Here is a 20,284-nt window from a genome sequence, read left to right on the forward strand (position 1 = left end):
GCTCGTTCGACTTGCATGTATTAGGCATGCCGCCAGCGTTCGTTCTGAGCCAGGATCAAACTCTCAAGTTTGATGTCCGATCTCGGTCCAGGAGGAATAATCCCAAACCGAAACCGCTCATTCCTAGGAGCCATTCCTGCACAAATCTTACATGGTGTGTAAGGACATTGTGAGGATGGCTATTTTAACCGAGTACCCTGCGCCTAGAAGCCGCAAGAACCCGGAGCCGCCGCCCACATGTCCCTTCATCAATCAACAATGTCAAAGAGCTTCACCGAACATCAGAAGCGGACAACCAGCGATCCTCGAACTTTCATTCGAGGATTTGGCCATCCTTGATATTGGCGACCGTTCGCAGCGAAAACCGGAGGTCATCACCGCGTCGGTGGAGTGGCATCTAGGCGCGTCGAATGAGTCGGTCAACAGGAAAAATAGGATTGTGGAAAATTTCCTGCAAAACCAGAGGAGACGCGGGTTTGGGCTTGCCCGGGCCTCTCACGGACGCAAGCGCTGAACGCGGCTGTCAACTGAGATCGAGTATGACTGCCTGGTCCCTTGCGTCGCGCAGGCGGATGTAGAGTTTGCCGTCCCTTGGCGCCGGGACGGACAGGCTGGAGCCGGTGAAACCCTGCGTGACCATCGTCGGCTTTTCAAAGCCGGGCGCGCCGTCCACGGCCTCGATCAGGAACAGGTCGCGGCCCTTGATCGTGCAATCCTGCGCCTCGCAACTGACGCCATCGATACGCGGCAGGCGGGCGAGCGTCACGAGCGGCTGCCAGTCGCTGAAGCCATCGCTGCGCAACAGGCGGAAGCGCAGTGGACCCGACGCGGGCGCCAGCGACATCGGGTCCAGGGTCGCCACCATCACATCCGGGCCGGACAGCCGAAGTCCGCTGGCGCTTCCCAGCCTGACGGATTTCGCTCCATCTGCCGAAGCGACCTCCAGCGCATCGTCGGGTCGGAAAGCCGCCCCCTGTTCCGCCCGGACCGAGAAGACCAGCCGCCCGTCGTCGGGCAGCAGATCCTCCCCGGAAAGCTGGAGGCTGCGGCCCGCACCCGTACCTTGCGAAACGCTCCTGCTGAGCAGGGCCAGCCGGGGGCGCGCTTCCTCGACAGTGGCGGCCAGATCGACGGAGCGGCCGTCCTTCAACCGTACCCGCGCCGTCGCCCGATCGCCGGCCTTCAGAGCAGCGCCCTCGCCCTTCGCCAACAGGCTCAACCGGTCCACGGACCCGTCGCGCACCAGTTCACCAGGCGCCAGCACCATCCCGGACAGCTCAACCGCGGCGACCTGATCCAGCCGCTGGCCGGAAAGGACGGCGCTGTTGTCCCCGGCATGCAGGCTGAGCGCGTCCAGCCTGCTGGCCTGGGCATAGGCCTTGAGCGACAGGACGGAAGGCGTGGCGACGCCCTGATATTTGACCTCTATCCTGATGTCGCCGGGCTTGCGGTCGGCCAGTGGAAGGGTCAGGAGCAGGGCGTCCGTCCCCTGCACCTTCCACGGCAGGGACTGGGGCGCGCCGTCCCCCTGCCGCAAGGTCACGCCTTCGACACAGGCAGGCGCTTCGCCGGTCAGGGTCAGGCCATTGTCGCGACCGACCACCAGCGTCGGTTCCTCGCCCGCCACTTTCCACCGCGCGTCGCCGGGCAGTTGCAGCGAGAAGTCCGGTCCCTCGAACCGCTCGAAACCCCAATAGCCGGAAAGATGCCCCTTCACCGTACCCTTGAAGACGGCAGGAAGCGGATCATTGCCCTTGACGACATAGCCGCCCCGGTCCGCCCGCGCCTCCACGGGCAGTTCTATCGTCTCGCCGCTGGCGGCCGTCAGCTTCACCGTCAAGTTGCGCGCATAGGCGGTCGAATAGATGAGCGGCGCGCCCTCGACAGGAAGCACCACGCCGGGACGCGCCGCGCAGATCGGGCCGCTGGCCGCGCTGCGCAGGCGGGGCGGGCTGTCGGCCTCGATCGCGGGCATGCCGACGACCAGCACCGACTTGGGCTTCTGGAACGAGGGCGCCTTGTTGAGCAGCAGCGCGGCAGCATCGTCCCGCCGGACGCTGAGCGTCGGCAGATAGTCGAACTCCGGATTGCTGAACGCGCCGAAAATCTTCGCCAGATCGCGCACCACGCCGATATAGGGGCTGTAGAAGCCATAGCCCGCCTCCCGCGTGGAACTGAGTTGCAGCGCCAGATCGGTGGGCGCGCCGGTCAGAGTCTCTGCAATGGAACTGCTGTGCACGTCAGCCAGCACCAGTTGTTCGCGATTTTCCAGCAGGCAATTGGCCTGAAGCTCGACCACCTTGGACAGGCATTCGTCATTCAGCTTCATCGACAGGCTGCGCGCCAAGGCAGGGGCGACCGAACGCAGATATTCGGGATGGGTGTTTTCCTGCGCCCGGATCGCCGCCATGAAGGCATCCAGCCGCGACCGATCGAGCGAGGCCTGATTGAGTTCCTGCGTCGCGCGGATGAACTCCCCCGGCTTGCCGCGCACCGCATCTTCGATCGTGCCTTCCGCGCCGCCCGTATCCGGCACCAGGAACAGCGTCATCTGCCGCGCGCCCTTCGGCACGGTCAGGCTGAGGCTGTTGTCCTTCGCCTTCTTCTTCCAGGTTTCGGCGGACTTGATCCAATCCTTGGGCGGCGGATTGGTGGCGCCCCGCAGGAAGGTGGAGAGCAGCAGGAATCTTGCGCCCTGGTCCTCCGGCAGGTCGGCCCCGATCGACAGCCTGTCGCCTTCGGCCAGGCTGGGCACCTGCGCAATGGGCAGCACGTCCTTGCCCCGCATGACCGTGATGCGCAGGCCCGGCCCGCCAAGCTCGAACGGTGCGGGATCGGCCGCCCGCACCGATGCGGCCGACAGCGCGATGCCGGCGGCACCGCAAGCCCAGGGCAGGATCTTCCATCGGCTAGGCAGCGGCATAAGGTCCCGGTATCTTCCTGTCAGCGATCCAATTTCCGCTGTCCCACATCGGCTCCCCAATTCCAAGAGCGCGGGCGACGCAACCGGCTTTGCGACGAAGGGTCAGGATCGCGGGACGAGCAGGGTCAGCCCTTCGCTGCGGGCAGGATCATGGCGGCAAGGTCGTGCAGGCTGGGGAGCACCGCCGCGACCAATGCCCGTTCCGCGTCGGTCGGCGGGAGCAGGTCAGGCACCATCACGGTCGCGATGCCGGCCGCCGCCGCCGAACGCACCCCGGCATAGCTGTCCTCCACCGCCACCGCATCGGCAACCGCCACGCCCAGGCGCTTCGCCGCCAGCAGATAGGGTTCGGGATGCGGCTTGGGCCGTTCCACATCGTTGCGCGTCACAACCACGTCGAAATAGTCGAGCAAGCCCGCCTTTTCGAGGCGATGGCAGGCATGGGGCGCCTCGGTCGAAGTCGCGACGGCCAGGGGAATGCCTGCCGCGGCAAGCCCGGCCAAAGCCGGTTCGACGCCCGGCCGCTTCGGAATGGCGGCCTCCAACGCCGCCTCGAACAGCAGGTCGCTGTCGGCGTAGAACTGCTCCAGCGGAAAGTCCGCGCCGAAATGCTCCGCCAGCATCACCCGGTTCGCATCGCGGTGAATGCCGACCATGGCAAGCTGCAACGCCTCGGAAAAAGGCCAGCCCAGCGCGGCAGCCGCCTCCGCCATGGTGCGCCGATGCTCCGCCTCGGTATCGAGCAGCGTGCCGTCCATGTCGAAAATCACCGCCCGCACCGGATCGGGCAGGCGGCGGTTGAGGATGGCGGGTTCAGCGCTGGCGAAGGTCGACACTTTCATCGCGCCAATGTGGAGATCAAGCGGCTGTTTTGCGAGTGCATAAACCGCGCGGCCAGATGCAGATCATGCGCATGTGGCGGCGCGGCCTCACCCCCGTCCCGGTCAGGAGGGTTGCGGGGGCGCCGAATGTCCAACCTGCTGGAGCGTCGAATCCGCTTTCTCGACAAGCTCGTCCTTCTTTTCGCGCAGTGTTTCGGCCAAAGCGTCCTTCTGTTCGGCCGCCATGCCGCGCGCCTTCTCGCCCAGCGCACCCAGCCTTTCCTGTTCCGTCCGGCTGAGCGGCAGCACCGATCCCAGCGCCGCGCCCACCGCAGCGGCGATCAGGCCGCCGACAAAGGGATTGTCGTCATAAAGGCTGCGGGCCCTTTCGGTGGCCTGCGTGGCCGCATGTCCGGCGGCGTCGCGCGCCTGCCCCGAACCCTGCGCCCAGGCATGGCGCTTTTCCCGGAATTTGTCGGTCAGGTCGTCGAGCCGCTGGCGAAAGCTGCTCTCATCCTCATCATGCCGGCGTTCGAGCATCAGATAGTTGGCGCGTGCCGCGTCGCGGCGGCGCTGATAGGCGATCGCATCTTCCCCATCGCGAATCTCGATGCCGGACATATGGGCCACATAATCGCGATGGTGCGGATCGACATGGCGGTTGCCCGTGCCGGAGCCGAAGCTGGGGAATGGGGAGTCCTTGTCGCTGATCAGCCAGATCGTGCCGGCGGCGATCAGCCCAAGCGCAATGGGGTTGCGCCGCGCGCCGTCCAGCAGCGTCCGGGCGTCGACATGATGTTCATCCGCCTTGTCCAGCAGGGCGTTGAACAGGTTGCGCGGCGTCAACCGGTCTCCGATCCTGTCGATCGTGCGGCTCATATCCTCCTGCGTGCGGCGGATGTCGCGCTCGATGGCGTCGGGATCTCGGTCAAGCGTGTCGGTCATGGTCTGTGCTCCGGATTGAGGTCGCCACGCAGGGCGGAGGGTGTGCGTTCCAACATGTGCTGCGTGCGTTCGGGCGCGAGTTCGGCGGCGCGAACCTTGGCCAGCGCCCCGCGATAGAGGATGAAGGCGACGATCAGGGCGACGATGCCGACGATCAGCGTAGCAAAGCCCAGATGGTCGATGGCGTCGGCCAGCAGATAGGCAAGGCCCATCAGCAATACGCCAAGCCCGGCGATGCCGACCACGGCCGCGACCGCGACCGAGCCGACGGCCAGTTTCACGCTGGTGGCGGATTCCCGCACTTCGGCCTTCAACAAAGCGATCTGCTGTTCGGCCAGATGCGTCCCCTGCCCCATCAGCGCGCGGAGGAGCGAGGCTATGTCCTCGTCCCTGCCGCCACCGGCTCCGGCGACGCTGGCGCGGTCCAGTTGCGGGTCGCTCATATCACCCCTCCCGTTCCGGAAGGCGGCACGGGCGTCGTGACGGTCGTATAGGGCTGCGGCTGGGGCGCCGGCGGTGCCATGGCGGCACCTGAGGCGCCGCCGTCCGCCTCCGCCCGGAAGATGCGGCTGGCGGCAAATCCCGCCGCCGCGCAGGCGGTCAGGAAGGTCACGGGATTGTCGCGGGCCAGGTGGCGGATGCTGCCCGCCAGTTCCCGGGAGTCCTTCTGCTCGATGGTTTCGGCAAGGCGCCGCATCTGCTGCGCGCCCTGTTCCAGCGTCGATCTGATCCAGGACGGCATCGCGCCCCCGCCCAGTTCGCCCGCTGCCCGGTCGAGCGCGGCGGAGACCGATTTGGCCTGATCGACCAGCGGGCTCTTGCGCGCGTCCACCTCTTCATGGAGGCGGTCGGTCGCGGCACTGGTCAGGTTTTCGGCATCGTTGCGCAGTTCGCTGCGCAAGTCGTTCCGATCATCGGATGGCGTCTGCATAAGTTCATCTCCTGGGCTGTACGGGATGAACAGTATGAAACCGGCGCGGTTCCGTGCCTTTTCCCTGATTTGCGGTGAATCGATATTTGGACGGACCTTCGAAAGATCATGAATATCGATGATCCTTCGGCGAAGATTTCGACTAACCCAATTTGGTAACTTGGGTTGGTCTATCTTCGCCCGCCCGCGTTCCCTGCGCGACATGATCCGCCGCCCAGGCGTTCCTCTGTCCCAGCGGGCGTTCGTCGCCTTCGGTCGTGTCGCGCGCCGTCTGGTGCTCCAGTTCCGAATTGAGTTCCGCGCCGAAGATCAGGATGTAGCTGGACAGATAAAGCCAGGTCAGCAAAATGATGACGGTCGCCAGCGATCCATAGGTGGCCCCGTAATTGCCGAAATTCGCCACATATATTCCAAAGCCGAGCGTCAGCAGCACCCATGCCACCGCGAAGAACAGGGAACCGGGGCTCAGCCACATCCAGCGAGCGCGGTCGCGCGACGGACCGAAGCGGTAGAGCGTCGCCGCCGCTGCCGCCGCCGCCAGCGCGAGGAGGAGGTAGGACATGAGCTTGGACAGCATGGCAAGGACCGGCGAGGACGGCAGCCAGGCTTCGACATAGGCAAGGACGGTCATGGACAGCAGAGCGAATACGGCCATCGCGACGGCCCCGGCCGTGATGAGAAGCGCCAGCAGGTTCACCTTTACCAGACCTCGCTTCTCCTCCTCTTCATAGGCGATGTTGAGCGCCGTCACGATCGCCGCAGCGCCATTGCGCGCGCTGAACAGCGCCAGCGCCAGCGCCACCAGCACGCCCAGCCCCTTCTTCCCGCCGGAGGTCTGGACGACATACATCAATTGTTCGCCGATGAAGCGGGCGATGTCCGTGGGCATGACCCGCGTCATCGCCGCCATGTTTTGCGTCACCGTCTGCGGATCGGCAACCAGCCCATAGGTCAGCACGATGGCGCCGAGCAGGGGCAGCAACGCCAGAAAGGCATAGAATGACACGCCCGCAGCGACCAGCCCGACATTGTCCGCCGCGCTTTCCTTCCATGTGCGCATGAGCACGTCCTTCCACGCGCCTGCGGGCATCCGCCAGGGCGAGGTCGCGTCCCGTCCCCTGCTCATGATCCGGTTCCTGCCGATCCGGTCGCGGGCATGGCGGCGGCTTTGCTGATGATGTGCATGGATGTGGAATGGACCGCACCCGGCATTGGTTCCCTGTTCGGCCCGCCATCCCGCCGGGCCGGCAGGCTGCGGATCGCAACGGGATGCGGCAGCGGCCTCCATCCGCGCGCTGCGATCGCCATCGCCTGCAAATCTTCGCCATCGTCGACGCTGCCCACGATCTCCGCATGCGTCTGGCCGGGCAGAGGCTCACTGTGCCCGATGGCGGTGCGCCGCCGCTGCAGGATCGGCTTGCCGCAGGTGACGGCAATCGTCGCCCGGCCTTTGCGTCACATAGGTCAGCCGCCCTTCCGGTTGCGCCGCCGGGCGATCAGGGCTGCTCCATCGCCTCCCCCGCCCGGGCGGTGACCGCCGTGCCGATGGACGCGCAGATGATGAGGCCGATCGCGAACCATTGGGACAGCGTCAGCACCTCGCCCAGCAGGATCAGCGCCATGACCGCGCCGACGGCCGGCTCCGCGCTCATCAGGATGCCGAATGTGTTGGATGGCAATCTGGGCAGGGCGACCATCTCCAGGGAATAGGGGATGGCGCTGGAGACGATGCCCACCGCCACGCCAAGCAGCAGCGCCTGCGGCGTCAGCAGCGCGGCACCGGCATGGACCAATCCCACCGGCGCGACGAGCAGGGTGGCGACGATCATGCCGCCCGCGGACGCGGCCGCTCCGTGCATGCGGCCTGCATGCCGGCCGATCAGGATATAGCCGGCCCAGCACGCGCCGGCGAGGAGCGCCAGCGCAATGCCGCGCCAGTCGAGCTGGGCCGCCGCGCCCCAGAGCGGCAGCAGGCTGGCCAGGCCCAGCACAGCCAGGCCGATCCAGAGAAAATCGAGCTTCCGCCGGGAGGTAAGCAGCGCGACCGTCAGGGGGCCGGTGAACTCTATCGCAATCGCCAGCCCCAGCGGAATATAGGCCAGCGCATTGTAGAAGGAGAGGTTCATGACGCCCAGCACCACGCCATAGGCCAGCAACGGCCGCCAGCCCGCCCGCCAGTCCAGCCGCCATGGCCGGAACACCAGCGACAGGATCACGGCGCCGACGATGAGGCGCAGCGTCGTCGCCCCCTCCGGCCCGACGAGCGGGAACAGCCGCTTGGCCAGCGACGCGCCGGAAGTGACCGACAAAAGGGAGAGGGAGAGCGCTCCGAAGGCGACAGGATCCACGCGCGTGGAAAGGGGGCGGGGCGCGGCAACGCTGGACATGCAACACTCGAATATGGATGGACGGACGCGGCATAGCTAGCGCAACGCATGCGATAAGTGCGTTCGATTTTGTCGCTTTTCCGATAAAATTTATCGCCTATCCTTTGAGGGCGATGAAAAACGATCTCCTCGATTCCTTCGACCGGAAACTGGTCGAACTGTTGCAGGCCGATGCGCAGCGACCGGTCTCCGCCCTCGCCGAAACCGTCGGCCTGTCGCCGCCCGCCTGCTACCGCCGCATTCGGCGCCTGCGCGCGATCGGGGTGATCGAGCGCGAGATCGCCATCGTCAGGCCGAGGAATCTGGGCTGGCCCCTCTCCATGATCGTCCTCGTCTCGCTGGAACGCGAAAGCGCGCACACGATGAACGAGATGATGGAGATATTCCGCAACGAGCCCGAGATATTGGAGGCCTGGAACGTCACCGGGGATCATGACTTCGCGCTGCGCATCGTGGCGCGCGACATGGAGGGCTATGACGATCTGGCGCAGCGCCTGTTCGCCGCCAATGACCGCATCCGCACGTTCAAGACGCTGGTCGTCATTCGCGAGGTCAAGCCGCTCAGCCCGGTACCGGTCAACGGAGCGTGAGAAGGCCCGCCGCGTCCCTGATCAAGCCCTTTTCCGTGACATAGCCTGTGACCAGGCCGGCTGGCGTGATGTCGAAAGCCGGGTTGAAGGCGGGCGATGCGGTGATGCCGACGCGGGTCTGCGCGCCATGATCATCGGGGCCGGGGATGAAGCGTATCTCGTCGGAGGCACGCTGCTCGATCGGCACGGCCGCCCCGTCCGGCGTCGCGGGGTCGAAACTGCTGGAGGGAAGCGCGACGTGGAAGGCTATGCCATGCGCCTGCGCCGCCAGCGCCTTCAAATAGGTGCCGATCTTGTTGCAGACATCGCCATTGGCGGTCACCCGGTCGGTGCCGACGATGACCATGTCCACCCTGCCCTGCTGCATCAGCAAGCCGCCGGCATTGTCGACCACGACGCTGTGCGGGACGCCGTGGCCCGCCAGTTCGAAAGCGGTCAGCGCGCCCTGGTTCCGGGGTCGCGTCTCATCCACCCAGACATGGACGGGCAGGCCCTCGTCATGCGCGAGATAGATGGGCGCGGTCGCCGTGCCCCAGTCCACCGTTGCCAGCCAGCCGGCATTGCAATGGGTGAGGATATTGACCGGTTCCCCGCCCTTGCGCGCGGCGATTTCCCGGATGAGGGGCAGGCCGGCTTCGCCTATCGCCCGGTTCGCCGCGACATCCTCGTCGCAGAGGCGGGCGGCCTGTGCATAGGCCAGCGCCGTCCGTTCGTCGGCCGGGCGTTCCGCGACGGCGGCCCGCACCCTCTCCAGCGCCCAGCGCAGGTTGACCGCCGTCGGGCGCGCCGAGGCGAGATGGGCGAAGCTGCGCTCCAGCGACGCGGTGCTCGGGTCTTCGCGCAAGGCCAGCGCCAGCCCATAGGCGGCGACGGCGCCGATCAGCGGCGCGCCCCGCGTGGCCATGTCGGCTATGGCGTCGAACGCCTGTCCGGGCGTTTTCAGGACCAGCCGCTCCAACGCCCAGGGCAGGCGCCGCTGGTCGAAGATGCCGACGCTCCATCCATCCGGCTCCAGCCATATGGAGCGCGTGGCCCTGCCCTCCAGCCTCATGCGGGCGCCCTGTCCAGCCGGATTGCATGCAACACGGCGGCGATGCCGGGAAAGGCGGCGCGATCGACCAGCAGCCTGCGCGCGATCTGGAGCGCCCGGCGCTCGCAATCGGCGCGCAGGGCTTCATCCGCGATGCTTTCGAAATCAGCGACATGGGCAAGGCCGAGGATCCGCCGGATCATCTCGCAACCGGCAAAGCCCAGCGCGTCGGTCCAGATGCCGGCGAGCACATCCTCCATCGCCGCCGCGCGCAGATCGGCATCGCCCTTGGCAAGCGCATGCAGCGCGCCGTGTTCCGCCTGGGGATCGAGGGCGTTCCCATGCCCGGTGAAGCGCCTTGCAAAGCCCTTCCACAATGTTTCGGACTGGTCCAGCAGCCAGGGGTCGGGCCGCTCCGCCGGACGTTGGCCGGGCTGGGCGAGATAGGCCATCCAGAGATTGGCGAGCACCATGCCGACATCGAAGCCGATCGGCCCGTAAAAGGCGAATTCGGGATCGATCACCTGCGTATCGTCCGCCGTCACCATCACCGATCCGGTGTGGAGATCGCCATGCAGCAACGCCTCCGGCGCGGCGAGGAAGCGCGCCTTCATCCGCTGCGCGGCAAGGCGGAGGGGCACGTCCGTCCGGAAGGCGGCGACGATGTCCTCCAGCCCCCGGGTATGACGGTTCATGGGCGCGTCGAAATAGGGTTCGTCGAAGATCAGGTCCTCTGTTATCCGGCACATGGCCGTATTGCCCAGATAGGCGGCGATGCGCGCCTTCTTGTCCACCACCGGCACGGCGAGGTCGGAGGTGAAGAACAGCGTATCGGCCAGGAATTCGGCCAGATGGCTGGCAAGCAGCGGGTAGCGTTCCCCTTCGACAAGCGCGCCGCGCAAGGTGAGGTGGGGTTTGAGCAACGCCATCACCGTGAGCGCCATGGCATCGTCATGATGCAGCAGCGCGGGGACGCGCGCAGGCGCATGGGCGGCCTGATCGGCCAGGGCGAGACGCTCATAATAGGCGCGCGACAGCGGCAGCGGCCAGCTTTCGCCCACCATGCGCACATAGGGCAGCGCCTGCTTGGCGGCGACGCCCCCCGACGGCCCGGTCACCAGGAAGACGAGATTGAGATTGCCGTCCCCGACCTCCGCCACCGTCCAATCGCCTGGCCTGCCGCCCAGACGCTCGGCAATGGGGGCTATATCGGCCAGAAAGGGGCCGACGCTGCGTTCGTCCAGGGCGGTGTAGCTCATCGGCGATCCTCCTGCCATCCGATGGCGTCGAAGCTGTCGGCTATGGGAAAGCGGCTGTCGGCCGATGCCCCGTCGCGCGCCAGCAGGGTCACGGCAAGGCCCGCCTCCGTCGCCGCCGCCAGTTCCTCCGGCGTGTCGGAGAGGAACAATATCTCGGCGGGCGGGCGGTCCAGCGCATCGGCAATGGCGCGATAGGAGCGCGCTTCCCGCTTGCCGCCGACCGCCGTATCGAAATAGCCCGCGAACAGCGGCGTCAGGTCGCCATGGTCGCTATGCCCGAAGAGCAGCTTCTGCGCCGCCACGGACCCCGACGAATAGACATGCAGGGCAATGCCCGCGTCATGCCAGCGGCGCAGCCCTTCGGCCGCGTCGGGATAGACATGGCCGGTGAAATGCCCCTGCGCATAGCCGTCCGCCCAGATCATGCCCTGCAATTGCTTGAGCGGCCCGATCTTGCGGTCCGCATCATGCCATTGGCGCAGAAGGGCGATGCAGGCCTGCCGGTCCAGGTCCGTGCCCGCTTCCGCGCGCACGGCATCGAATATCGCCGCCGCCGCGTCCGGACGATCGGTGAGGAAGCGCTCAAGCCGCGCACGGGAATAGGGGAAAAGCACGTCATGGACGAAGGCGATGCTGGACGTGGTGCCCTCTATGTCGGTGACGATTGCGCCTGGCCTCATGCCGCCCCCTGATAGAGGGGGACGGCGCGGGCGATCTCATCGCCCGTGAACCGCGCGACCCAGCCTTCCGGCGTCGTGAACAGGCGGATGGCCGTGAAACGCGGCCGCTCCCCGGTGTCGAACCAGTGCGGCGTCCCTGCGGGCAGGACGATCAGGTCCCCCGCCGTGCATTCCAGCGCATGGACCGTGCCGCCGAAGCGAATGTAGAACAGGCCCGCTCCTTCGACGAAGAAGCGGACTTCATCATCGTCATGCACATGTTCCGCCAGGAATTTGGCACGCATGGCTTCGCGGTCGGGATGGTCCGGGGTCATCTTGACGATGTCGCAGGACCGGTAGCCGCCCCGCGCCTTCAGCCGCTCTATGTCCTCCGCATAGGCGGCCATGATCTCGGCCTCCGCCGCGTCGGGCGAGAGCGTCGCGCCCGCCTCCCACCGCTCAAGCCGCACGCCCGTCGGCTCCAGAATGGCGGCGATCGCGCCGTGATCGTCCAACCGGCCCCGCGCTCCATGCGGCGGGCTGTCGTCATATTGGATCAGACTGGTCATCGGCCCCCTCCCCTCAGCTTCATTTCTTCCCAGGCGCAGGCCAGCAGGAATTCGCACCCCTCCACCATCGCCTCGGCCGCGTCCAGCGTCGGCCCCCAGGCGTAAAGCCCGTGGCCGCGAATGTAGAAAGCCGGCACCAGCCGCTCCTGCGCCAGCAATATCGGCCGCAGCAGAGCGGCGAGCGCGGGCATGTCCTGGCTGTTGTCGACCAGTGGCAGGGTGACGCTCGCCTCATGGGTAGCGACGCCCGGAAAAATCTTGAGCAGCTCATATCCGGCCAGCGCGATCCCGTCCCGGCCGGCCAGCGCGCGGCTGAGGACCGTGCCGGCGACGGAGTGGGTGTGGAGCACCGCCCCGGCGGCGGGATCGAGCGCATATATCAGGCAGTGCAGCAACGTCTCGGCAGAGGATCGACCCGCGTCGATGGCCGTGCCGTCCGCCGCCACGCGCATGAACTGCGCGGCATCGAGGCGCCCCTTATGCGCGCCCGACCGAGTGATGAGGATCGTCCCGTCGGCCAGCCGGGCGGAATAATTGCCGGCGGTCGCTGGCGCCAGGCCGCGGGCATCCAGGCGGCGCCCGGCCTTGGCAAGCGCATCCGCTGGATCAGGTAAATCAGACACGGTGGCGGGCATATCCAGCTCTGGCGAAAAGCGCGGTTCGGCGCGGCGCCGGTCATCCCTGTCGGACGTCCCGGCTGGACAAGGGCGTTCGGTGATCCTTCGATGACAAAGAACCATGGCGACCTTAGCGGGCGGAACGGAGGGCCGCAATCGGTCCTTTCGCGGCCCGGAGCGCACGCCGCGCGAAACGATCGGCGGCCGCGCGGCCATTCTCCCGTTCCGCCGGGCTCCGGCGACCGTGAAAACAGGCTTGCTCAACGCTTTATGAAATTATCTTGAGTGTCCTGCCGCCTCCAGCGTCTAAGGAGAATGGGCGGAGGCCAGCTTCATATAGGGATACGGAATGGAATATCGCACATTGGGACGCACCGGGATCGAGGTCAGCCTGATCTGCCTCGGCACCATGACATGGGGCTCACAGAACAGCGAGGCGGAGGCGCATGAGCAGCTCGACCACGCGGTGGGCCACGGCGTCAACTTCATCGACACGGCGGAGGCCTATCCGGTGACGCCCGTATCCCGCGAGACGCAGTTCCTGACCGAAACCTATATCGGCAACTGGATCGCGGGCCGGAAGCGGCGGGACGACGTCATAGTCGCCACCAAGATCGCCGGTCCCACCCGCGACGCCGTGCGGGAATTTCGCGGCGGCAACAACCGGCTCGACCGGCGCAATGTCGAACAGGCGGTGGAGGACAGCCTGCGCCGGCTGCGCACCGACTATATCGATCTTTACCAGGTGCACTGGCCCGACAGGCCGGTGCCGTCCTTCGGCGCTCGCGGCCTCACGCGACTGGACGATACGCCCGACACCGTGCCCATAGAGGAAACGCTGGGCGCGCTGGCCGACCTGGTGCGGGCAGGAAAGATCCGCCATTTCGGCGTCTCCAACGAAACCCCCTGGGGCGTGTCCGAATATCTGCGCCTGTCGCGTGAGAAAGAATGGCCGCGCGTCGCATCGATCCAGAATGCCTATAATCTGCTCAACCGCACCTTCGAACATGGGTTGTCGGAATATGCGCTGCGCGAACAGGTGTCGCTGCTCGCCTATTCCCCTCTGGCCGGCGGCAATCTGACGGGAAAATATCTGGGCGGCCGCATTCCCGCGGGTTCGCGCAGGGACGTGAGCCGCCAGTTCGTGCGGTACGACCTGCCCGGACAGCCGACCGCCAGCGCGCGCTATGTCGCCGTCGCGCAGGCCCATGGCCTGCCCCCGGCGCAACTGGCGCTGGCCTTCGTCAACAGCCGGCCCTTCGTCACGTCGACGATCATCGGCGCCACATCGCTGGAGCAGCTCAAGATGGACCTCGCCAGCGTCGACGTCCGCCTGGATGCAGATGCGCTGGCCGCCATCGAAGTGATCCATCGCGAACTGCCCGATCCCTGCCCCTGATCGCGGGGATCGGCGGCGATCCTTTTTGAATGCGTGGTGGCGGCGCGCGCGATCACCGTATCGATGCAAAACACCCCAAGCCGGGCGCGGCAGGAGCGATTCCGGTCAGGCGTTTCCCGCCATCAGTCCCACGCCCCCTGCCGCGCCCGCTCGCGCATCGCCTCCAGGAACAGCCGCACAGCGGGCATTGCCGCGCGCCCCACGTCGTAGAGCAGGCTGACCGGCACGGGCGGCGGCGCGTGGTCCTCCAGCAGCCGGACGAGCCGCCCGGCCGCGACCGCCTCCGCCGCCTGGTAGCTCAGGACATTGGCCACTCCCACCCCTGCCTCGGCCGCCGCGATCGTGCCGTCGATCGTATTGACGGTCAGGCGGGGAGCGACCTCGACCGTGCTTTCCGCCTTCCCGCCGAAACGCCAGGCGGCGCCGATCCTGATGCCGCTGCCGACGATGCAGCGATGGCCGGCCAGATCGGCCGGCGTCACCGGAACGCCATGCGCAGCCAGATAGGCGGGGCTGGCCACGATGGTCTGCCGCACCGATCCGATGCTCATCACCCGCAGCGCGCTGTCGGCCAGCGGCCCGATCCGCACGGCCACGTCGATCCCTTCCTCGACGATGCGGACATTGCGGTCGATCAGCATCATGCGCGCGCTCAGCCCGTCATGAGCCGCCAGCAGCGCGCCGATGGCAGGCAGCACATGCAGTCGCCCGAACATCACCGGAGCGGTCACGTAAAGCTGGCCGCGCGGCGCCGACCGGCCGCCCATGACGATCTGCTCGGCCTCCCGCAGGTCGGACATGATCCGCCGCGCCCGGTCCAGAAAGGCCGCACCTTCGTCCGTCAGCGACACCGCGCGGGTGGAGCGGTGGAACAGCGTCACGCCCAGATGCCGCTCCAGCGCGGCGACGGCGCGGGTGACGGCGGGCGGGGACATGCCCAGCTTGCGCGCTGCGGCGGCGAAGCCGCGCTGGTCGGCCACCGCGACGAAGGCGGACAGGGCATCGAAGCGATCCATTATTCCCCGAACTGAAACAGTGAAAGCCAATCATCGGCCATTATCATGCAGCGTGCAATGGCTTAGCTTGTCCGGCATGGCACAGGTCTATCTCCACACCATGTTCGGCAACGGCGCACGCGCCATGCAGGAAGCCGCCGGTTCGCGCGCTTCCTATGCGCGCATGGAGGCGAATGCGGGCGCGGCCGACATGCTCACCGACCGGGAGGCGGACTTCATCGCCGCCCGCGACAGCTTCTACATGGCCAGCGTCAGCGAGGATGGCTGGCCTTACGTCCAGCATCGCGGCGGCCCGGCCGGCTTCCTGCGGCGGATCGGGGACAACCGGATCGGCTTTGCCGATTATCGGGGCAACCGCCAATATCTCTCGGCCGCGAACCTCGCCGCCGACGACCGGGTATCCCTGTTCCTGATGGACTATCCCAACCGCCGCCGCCTGAAGCTGATCGGCCATGCCCATGGGAGCGACGATCCGGCGACCATCGCGGCGCTGACGACGCCCGGCTATGGCGCCGAACCTGAGCGCGCCTTCCTGATCGATGTCGTGGGCTTCGACTGGAACTGTCCGCAACATATCACCCCGCGCTTCACGCAGAAGGAGATCGAGCGCCTCACCGCGCCCCTGGTGGACGAGCTCGACCGGCTTCGCGCACGCATTGCCGAACTGGAAGGATAGAAATCATGAAAGACAAACTCACGCGCGGCGTCCATCATGTCGGGCTGACGGTGCCCGATCTCGACCAGGCGCGGGCCTTCTTCTGCGGCGTGCTCGGCTTCGACGAGGTGGGCGGCGTTCCCGATTATCCCTCCATCTTCCTGTCGGACGGCGCGATCCTCCTCACGCTCTGGCGCGCCGCCGATCCGCTGAGCGCCCGGGCCTTCGACCGGCGGGCCAATATCGGGCTGCACCATCTCTCGCTCGCGGTGGCCGACGATGCAGCGCTGGACACCGCGTGGGAGAAGGTGCGCGCCCATCCGGAGGTGGTGGTCGACGCCCCGCCCGGCCCGATCCGCGCCGGATCGGCCACCCGGCACTTCCTGGTCTTCATTCCCGGGGGCATCCGCCTGGAATTCGCCACGCCCTTTTCCTGAACCGCCGTCCTCCGACGTGAAAAGGGCTCCGGAGCATGCATGCTCCGGAGCCCTTCCCATGCGACCCGGCGAAGGGATTACATGCGGATGCGCAGGCCCACCGAAACCATGCGCCCGATCGGGTTCGACACGAAGCCGTTATAGCCCCATGCGCCGCCCAATATGCCGTTGGTGTTGCCGTTGTAGAAGGGCGGGTTCTTGTCGAAGATGTTCTGGGCGTCGACATAGATCTGCCATCCCCGGGCGAAGCTTTCACCCTGGAATTCATATTGCAGGTGCAGGTCGAACGTATCGTTGGCCTTGACCTTGTCGCCGCCGCCGATCGGGTTGCCGATCGAATTGACGATGATCGGTTCCACCGTCGTGCTGATCCAGTTGCGGTAGGAACCCGTATGGTTCCAGAACAGATCGGCGGACAGTCCATCCTTGGCCCAGCCCAGTTGTGCGCGGTTCTTGAACCGCACCGACGGGAAGGTGGTGTTGTAACCGGAAGTGTTGAGGATGCTGAAGTCCGTGCCGCCGCCGAAATTCTGCCGGAACTTCGTGAAGTAGGTGAAGCCCGTGCCGATCACGAAGCTGCCCAGTTCACCAATCTCCGTGCGATAGTTGAACTGCCCGTCGATCCCCTCCACCGTCAGGTTGAGCGCATTGCGGCTGCTCTGGTCGATCAGGAAATAGACCTGCGGCGGGATCGCGCCCGACACCGTCGCGCCATTGGCGATATTGGCGAACTCGTCGATCTGCGCCTGCGAACAGGTCTGCGGACAGATGGTCAGCAGGTTGCGCAGCCCCGCCGAGTTCACGATGGCGCTGGGGCTGGGGGAGGAAACGCCGCCGATGAACTTGTTGTGGAAATAGGTGAAGGCGGCGGTGAAGCCGGGCAGGAAGCGCGGCGCCAGGTCGATGCCCGCCGACCAGCTGCGGCCCTTTTGCGGGGTCATGTTGGAAAAGCCGCCGCCCAGCTGGCGCCGCATGCCCTGGATCGCCGGCGTGCCGATGGTGCAGGTGGTCGCATTGCACTGCACGCCCGGGATGTTCGCCACATCGGGATAGTTGGCGATGGGCACGGCGATCTGCGTGCCGTTCACGCCGACGCTGCCGGATGCGTAGAGATAGCCCTGCGTCGGATCGCCGATCACTGCTGTCGGCGGCGCCACGAAGGCGCGGGAATAGTTGCCGCGCAGCTTGACGCCCTCCACCGGCTCCCAGTTCGCGGCGAACTTCGGATTGGTGGTCGATCCCACGTCGCTATAGCTGTCGTAGCGGCCGGAGATGCTGAGGTCGAAACTGTGCACCAGCGGAATGCCCATATCCGGTGAAACGACCGGAATATAGAGTTCGGCGTAAAGCGACTTCACGTCGCGCTTGTAGTTATAGACGCGGAAGTTCGAACCGGTCGTGGTCGGGCCGGTATTGTTGGAGCCCGTGATCTTCTGGGTCTGTTCATACCAGAGATATTCGCCACCGACCGCGATCTTGAGCTTGCCCGCGGGAAGATTGAACAGCGACCCGTTGAGGTCGAGCTTCATCTGGTTGAAGGTGTTGTAGTTCGTATTTTCGCTATTGTTGCGATAGAGCGAGCGGATGACCGCTTCGGAAGTCCGGTTGGTGCCGTCGAAGGGCCGCCAGACGTCCAGCGCGTTCGCGGCCGTCAGCGGCAGGTTGAGCGCGATGACGTTCTGGCCCGGAATGTCGGTCGCCGTGGTGCTGCCGCTCAACTGCGCGGTGCCGTTCAGCGCCAGCAGGGCGCAGGCGGAACAGAAGCCGTTGACGGTGTTGAGCGCCGAGCGGTTCCAGCCGAAGGCGTCGCTGAAGGTCAGCGTCCAGTCGTCATTGACATGATATTCCGCGACGGCGGTCGAATAGATCGAATCCGACTGCGATTCCTGTTCGCCATAATCCGCGTCGGGCAGCAGGGCGAGCCATGTGACCGTCTGCTGCGTGGCGCCGGGCGCGCCCGCGGGCGCCTGGTAGAAGGGGTTGATCTGGCCGCCCCGGCCCGATCCGGGACCGAATACGGTGGCGTTGGTCAGGCCGCCGGGTCCGGACGCATTATGCGTTTCCTGGCGGTTATAGTTCATCATCGCGGTGACGGTGAACTTGTCCGAAAAATCGTTCGTGACCTTGATCATCGCATTCGCGCGGAATTGCGAAGGCAGAAGATTGGCGTAGACCGAATTGTTGCAGGGCGCGTTCGCCTGAATATTGGGAACTGTCGTCGTTGCACCGGGCGAAAGGAAGACGCCGCTGACCCCCGGCGCGATGATCGTCGCGGGGCTGCACTGATAGCTGTTGGTGTTGGTACCGCCGACCGGACGATAATCGCCCAGGCTGGAAAAGCGGCGGTCCCTGTTCTTCAGTTCCGACTGGTCGGAATAGGAGCCCGCGACATAGACGCCGCCCGTGTCCCACTTCTTGCCCCAGATGAAGTTGAAGTTGGTATTGTGATAGCTGTCGGCAAAGCCCGCCTGCGCATTCGCCTCGAACCCGTCGAAGGTCCGCCGGGTGATGAAGTTGACCACGCCCGCGACCGCGTCCGACCCGTAGACGGACGATGCGCCGTCGGCCAGCACCTCGACCCGCTGGATCGCGCTGACCGGGATGATGTTGGGGTCGGTCTGGGCGAACTGCGTGCCGCCGCCGGGCAGGCGCAGGCCGTCCAGGATCACCAGCGTGGTGTTGGACGACGATCCCGCAAGGCTGTGGATCTGCGGCGAATAATAGGAATAGGCATTCTCGCCCTGCGCGACCGAACCGGCCGTGGAAATGGACGGCACGGTGTTGACGAGTTGCGATACGTTGACGGGCGCGGTCTTCTCGATCGTATCCTGGCCCACCGAAATCAGGTTGGACCCGACGGGCGCCACGCCCCGGATGGCGGAACCGGTGACGACGATGTCGCTGTCCGTTACCGACTGGCTGTTCTGGGGCGGCGGCGCGATCGTCGCATTGTCTTGGGCCAGCACGGGCTGGCCGGCCACCATCGCCGCCGCGATCGCGATCAGCGAACTGTTCAATCGTGCAGGCAGATATTCTCCCAACATGGCTCTCTCCCTCATTATCATATACTATAGGATTTTTATGTGAGTTTATGGCTGTCCGGAGGCTGAAAGTCTCCGGATTCCGGGGTATTGGCGATGGCCCCGAGGGGCGCGGTTCAGTGCGGCTGGAAGCTGTGCAAGCCGCGGGGATAAGGGTTGATCGCGACGCGCGTGGCCATCTGCCCCGGCTGCCCGCCGAAGCTGGCGCGATGCCACCGGCCCTGGGCGGCGGTCACGACGTCGCCGGGCGACGCGGTGAAGAACGGCACGCCTTCGATCTGGTAATCGACATTGCCTTCCATGATGAACCAGAATTCATCATAGCCGAAGTGGAAATGGCCAAGATCGCTGGTCGGCGGAGTCTTGATGCCCTTTCCGCGAATATTGTTCACGAACAGATGATCGCCGGCGATGAATGCGCCGGCTCTTTGCCCGCCGGTCACCACATCCTTGTAATAATCGAGATAAGGCCGGTCGGCGGCGCCATAATGCCCGTCGCCGCCCATCAACGCGGCCTTCACATAGGTGAAGCCCGGCACGTCCCGGGGCTTGTCCGGCCTGGTCGCGGCGGGATAGAGCGGCACGTCGCCCGCGCCGTGCACCTCCAGCCACAGCGCCGGCTCGTCGCCCACGCTTTCCAGGGTGAAAGGCAGGCGGAAGGGAATATTGACCTCTCCGCCCTTGACCGCGACGAAGGGTTCCTGCCCCTTGATGCTGACCCGAAGCTGCCCGCCCCAGACGATGAGGGCCGTCGCATTGTCGGCATACATCAGCGGTTCGGTGCGCTGCCCGGCCGCCATCTGGTGCCAGTCCGCCTCCAGATCGCGGTTGCGGACGATGGCGTGCGTCCAGCTTTTCTGGCCCTTGTGCGCGGCAAGGATGTCGGCGAGCTTCCACCAGGGACGATTGGGCGCGTCATAGGCGCGCGGCGGCGTCCGCTTGGGCGACCAGGCATTTTCCATGGGCGGGCGGGCGGGCGGCGCAGACGGTGCCGGCGCAGGTGTC

20 protein-coding genes and 1 rRNA gene are annotated in these 20,284 nt (G+C 66.0%); 5 read left to right on the forward strand and 16 right to left on the reverse strand.

The features are described from left to right. A 16S ribosomal RNA gene (locus tag K7W03_RS22140) occupies positions 1-71 on the reverse strand; the annotation flags it as partial. Positions 72-175: 104 nt separating this feature from the next. Here K7W03_RS22140 and K7W03_RS22145 point away from each other — a divergent pair. Then, entirely contained in the window at positions 176-514 is a 339-nt protein-coding gene (locus tag K7W03_RS22145; RefSeq protein ID WP_222887316.1) for a hypothetical protein, read from the forward strand. Positions 515-523: 9 nt separating this feature from the next. Here K7W03_RS22145 and K7W03_RS22150 read toward each other — a convergent pair whose 3' ends face one another. From K7W03_RS22150 to K7W03_RS22180, 7 genes are all read right to left on the reverse strand, one after another. Further along, the gene (locus K7W03_RS22150) at positions 524-2,923 is read right to left on the reverse strand and encodes a hypothetical protein (protein WP_222887317.1); all 2,400 of its coding nucleotides are present in this window, start codon (positions 2,921-2,923) and stop codon (positions 524-526) included. A gap of 125 nt (positions 2,924-3,048) precedes the next feature. Beyond that, a complete protein-coding gene (locus K7W03_RS22155; RefSeq protein ID WP_319024334.1) occupies positions 3,049-3,759 on the reverse strand; it encodes an HAD family phosphatase in 711 nt (236 codons plus the stop codon). A 108-nt stretch (positions 3,760-3,867) separates the two neighbouring features. Continuing rightward, positions 3,868-4,689, reverse strand: a complete 822-nt coding sequence (locus K7W03_RS22160) for a DUF3618 domain-containing protein (protein WP_222887318.1) — start codon at positions 4,687-4,689, stop codon at positions 3,868-3,870. Then, positions 4,686-5,132 carry a phage holin family protein gene (locus K7W03_RS22165; RefSeq protein ID WP_222887319.1) on the reverse strand — a complete coding sequence of 149 codons (447 nt, stop codon included), beginning with the start codon at positions 5,130-5,132 and terminating at the stop codon, positions 4,686-4,688. The genes K7W03_RS22160 and K7W03_RS22165 overlap by 4 nt, the downstream gene beginning before the upstream one ends. Continuing rightward, the gene (locus K7W03_RS22170) at positions 5,129-5,620 is read right to left on the reverse strand and encodes a hypothetical protein (RefSeq protein WP_222887320.1); all 492 of its coding nucleotides are present in this window, start codon (positions 5,618-5,620) and stop codon (positions 5,129-5,131) included. Before K7W03_RS22170 ends, K7W03_RS22165 begins: the two co-directional genes overlap by 4 nt. 142 nt (positions 5,621-5,762) lie before the next feature. After that, a complete protein-coding gene (locus K7W03_RS22175; protein ID WP_222887321.1) occupies positions 5,763-6,746 on the reverse strand; it encodes a YihY/virulence factor BrkB family protein in 984 nt (327 codons plus the stop codon). 370 nt (positions 6,747-7,116) lie between these two features. Continuing rightward, positions 7,117-8,007 (reverse strand): EamA family transporter, encoded by an 891-nt coding sequence (locus K7W03_RS22180; RefSeq protein ID WP_222887322.1) that lies wholly within the window; start codon positions 8,005-8,007, stop codon positions 7,117-7,119. 113 nt (positions 8,008-8,120) lie between these two features. On the opposite strand from K7W03_RS22180, the gene K7W03_RS22185 reads away from it, so the two are divergent. Further along, entirely contained in the window at positions 8,121-8,597 is a 477-nt protein-coding gene (locus K7W03_RS22185) for an Lrp/AsnC family transcriptional regulator (RefSeq protein WP_137708641.1), read from the forward strand. Here K7W03_RS22185 and mtnA read toward each other — a convergent pair. Genes mtnA through K7W03_RS22210 form a run of 5 tightly spaced genes read right to left on the reverse strand, consistent with a single transcriptional unit; the run spans position 8,584 to position 12,737 of the window. After that, positions 8,584-9,648 (reverse strand): S-methyl-5-thioribose-1-phosphate isomerase, encoded by a 1,065-nt coding sequence (gene mtnA, locus K7W03_RS22190; protein WP_137708642.1) that lies wholly within the window; start codon positions 9,646-9,648, stop codon positions 8,584-8,586. The two genes, K7W03_RS22185 and mtnA, sit on opposite strands and share 14 nt — an antisense overlap. Further along, a complete protein-coding gene (gene mtnK / locus K7W03_RS22195) occupies positions 9,645-10,886 on the reverse strand; it encodes an S-methyl-5-thioribose kinase (protein ID WP_137708643.1) in 1,242 nt (413 codons plus the stop codon). Before mtnK ends, mtnA begins: the two co-directional genes overlap by 4 nt. Continuing rightward, entirely contained in the window at positions 10,883-11,566 is a 684-nt protein-coding gene (gene mtnC, locus K7W03_RS22200; RefSeq protein WP_137708644.1) for an acireductone synthase, read from the reverse strand. Before mtnC ends, mtnK begins: the two co-directional genes overlap by 4 nt. After that, positions 11,563-12,114, reverse strand: a complete 552-nt coding sequence (locus K7W03_RS22205; RefSeq protein ID WP_222887323.1) for a 1,2-dihydroxy-3-keto-5-methylthiopentene dioxygenase — start codon at positions 12,112-12,114, stop codon at positions 11,563-11,565. Before K7W03_RS22205 ends, mtnC begins: the two co-directional genes overlap by 4 nt. After that, a complete protein-coding gene (locus K7W03_RS22210) occupies positions 12,111-12,737 on the reverse strand; it encodes a methylthioribulose 1-phosphate dehydratase (protein ID WP_319024335.1) in 627 nt (208 codons plus the stop codon). The genes K7W03_RS22205 and K7W03_RS22210 overlap by 4 nt, the downstream gene beginning before the upstream one ends. Before the next feature lie 343 nt (positions 12,738-13,080). On the opposite strand from K7W03_RS22210, the gene K7W03_RS22215 reads away from it, so the two are divergent. Next, entirely contained in the window at positions 13,081-14,130 is a 1,050-nt protein-coding gene (locus tag K7W03_RS22215) for an NADP(H)-dependent aldo-keto reductase (RefSeq protein ID WP_044660917.1), read from the forward strand. 122 nt (positions 14,131-14,252) lie between these two features. Here K7W03_RS22215 and K7W03_RS22220 read toward each other — a convergent pair whose 3' ends face one another. Then, a complete protein-coding gene (locus K7W03_RS22220; protein WP_222887325.1) occupies positions 14,253-15,146 on the reverse strand; it encodes a LysR family transcriptional regulator in 894 nt (297 codons plus the stop codon). Positions 15,147-15,222: 76 nt separating this feature from the next. Between K7W03_RS22220 and K7W03_RS22225 the strand changes: the two genes are divergently transcribed. Then, complete coding sequence (locus tag K7W03_RS22225; protein WP_222887326.1) at positions 15,223-15,822, forward strand: pyridoxamine 5'-phosphate oxidase family protein; 600 nt, start codon at positions 15,223-15,225, stop codon at positions 15,820-15,822. Between the two features lie 5 nt (positions 15,823-15,827). Beyond that, the gene (locus K7W03_RS22230) at positions 15,828-16,238 is read left to right on the forward strand and encodes a VOC family protein (RefSeq protein WP_025550669.1); all 411 of its coding nucleotides are present in this window, start codon (positions 15,828-15,830) and stop codon (positions 16,236-16,238) included. Positions 16,239-16,315: 77 nt separating this feature from the next. Here the strand turns inward: K7W03_RS22230 and K7W03_RS22235 are convergent, their stop codons facing one another. Continuing rightward, positions 16,316-19,282 carry a TonB-dependent receptor domain-containing protein gene (locus K7W03_RS22235; protein WP_061937418.1) on the reverse strand — a complete coding sequence of 989 codons (2,967 nt, stop codon included), beginning with the start codon at positions 19,280-19,282 and terminating at the stop codon, positions 16,316-16,318. Between the two features lie 113 nt (positions 19,283-19,395). Further along, positions 19,396-20,284: cupin domain-containing protein (locus tag K7W03_RS22240; RefSeq protein WP_222887327.1), on the reverse strand; the 889-nt coding region annotated here is incomplete at its 5' end.

The sequence above is a fragment of the Sphingobium sp. PNB genome, assembly GCF_019873065.1.
GTDB lineage: Bacteria > Pseudomonadota > Alphaproteobacteria > Sphingomonadales > Sphingomonadaceae > Sphingobium > Sphingobium fuliginis.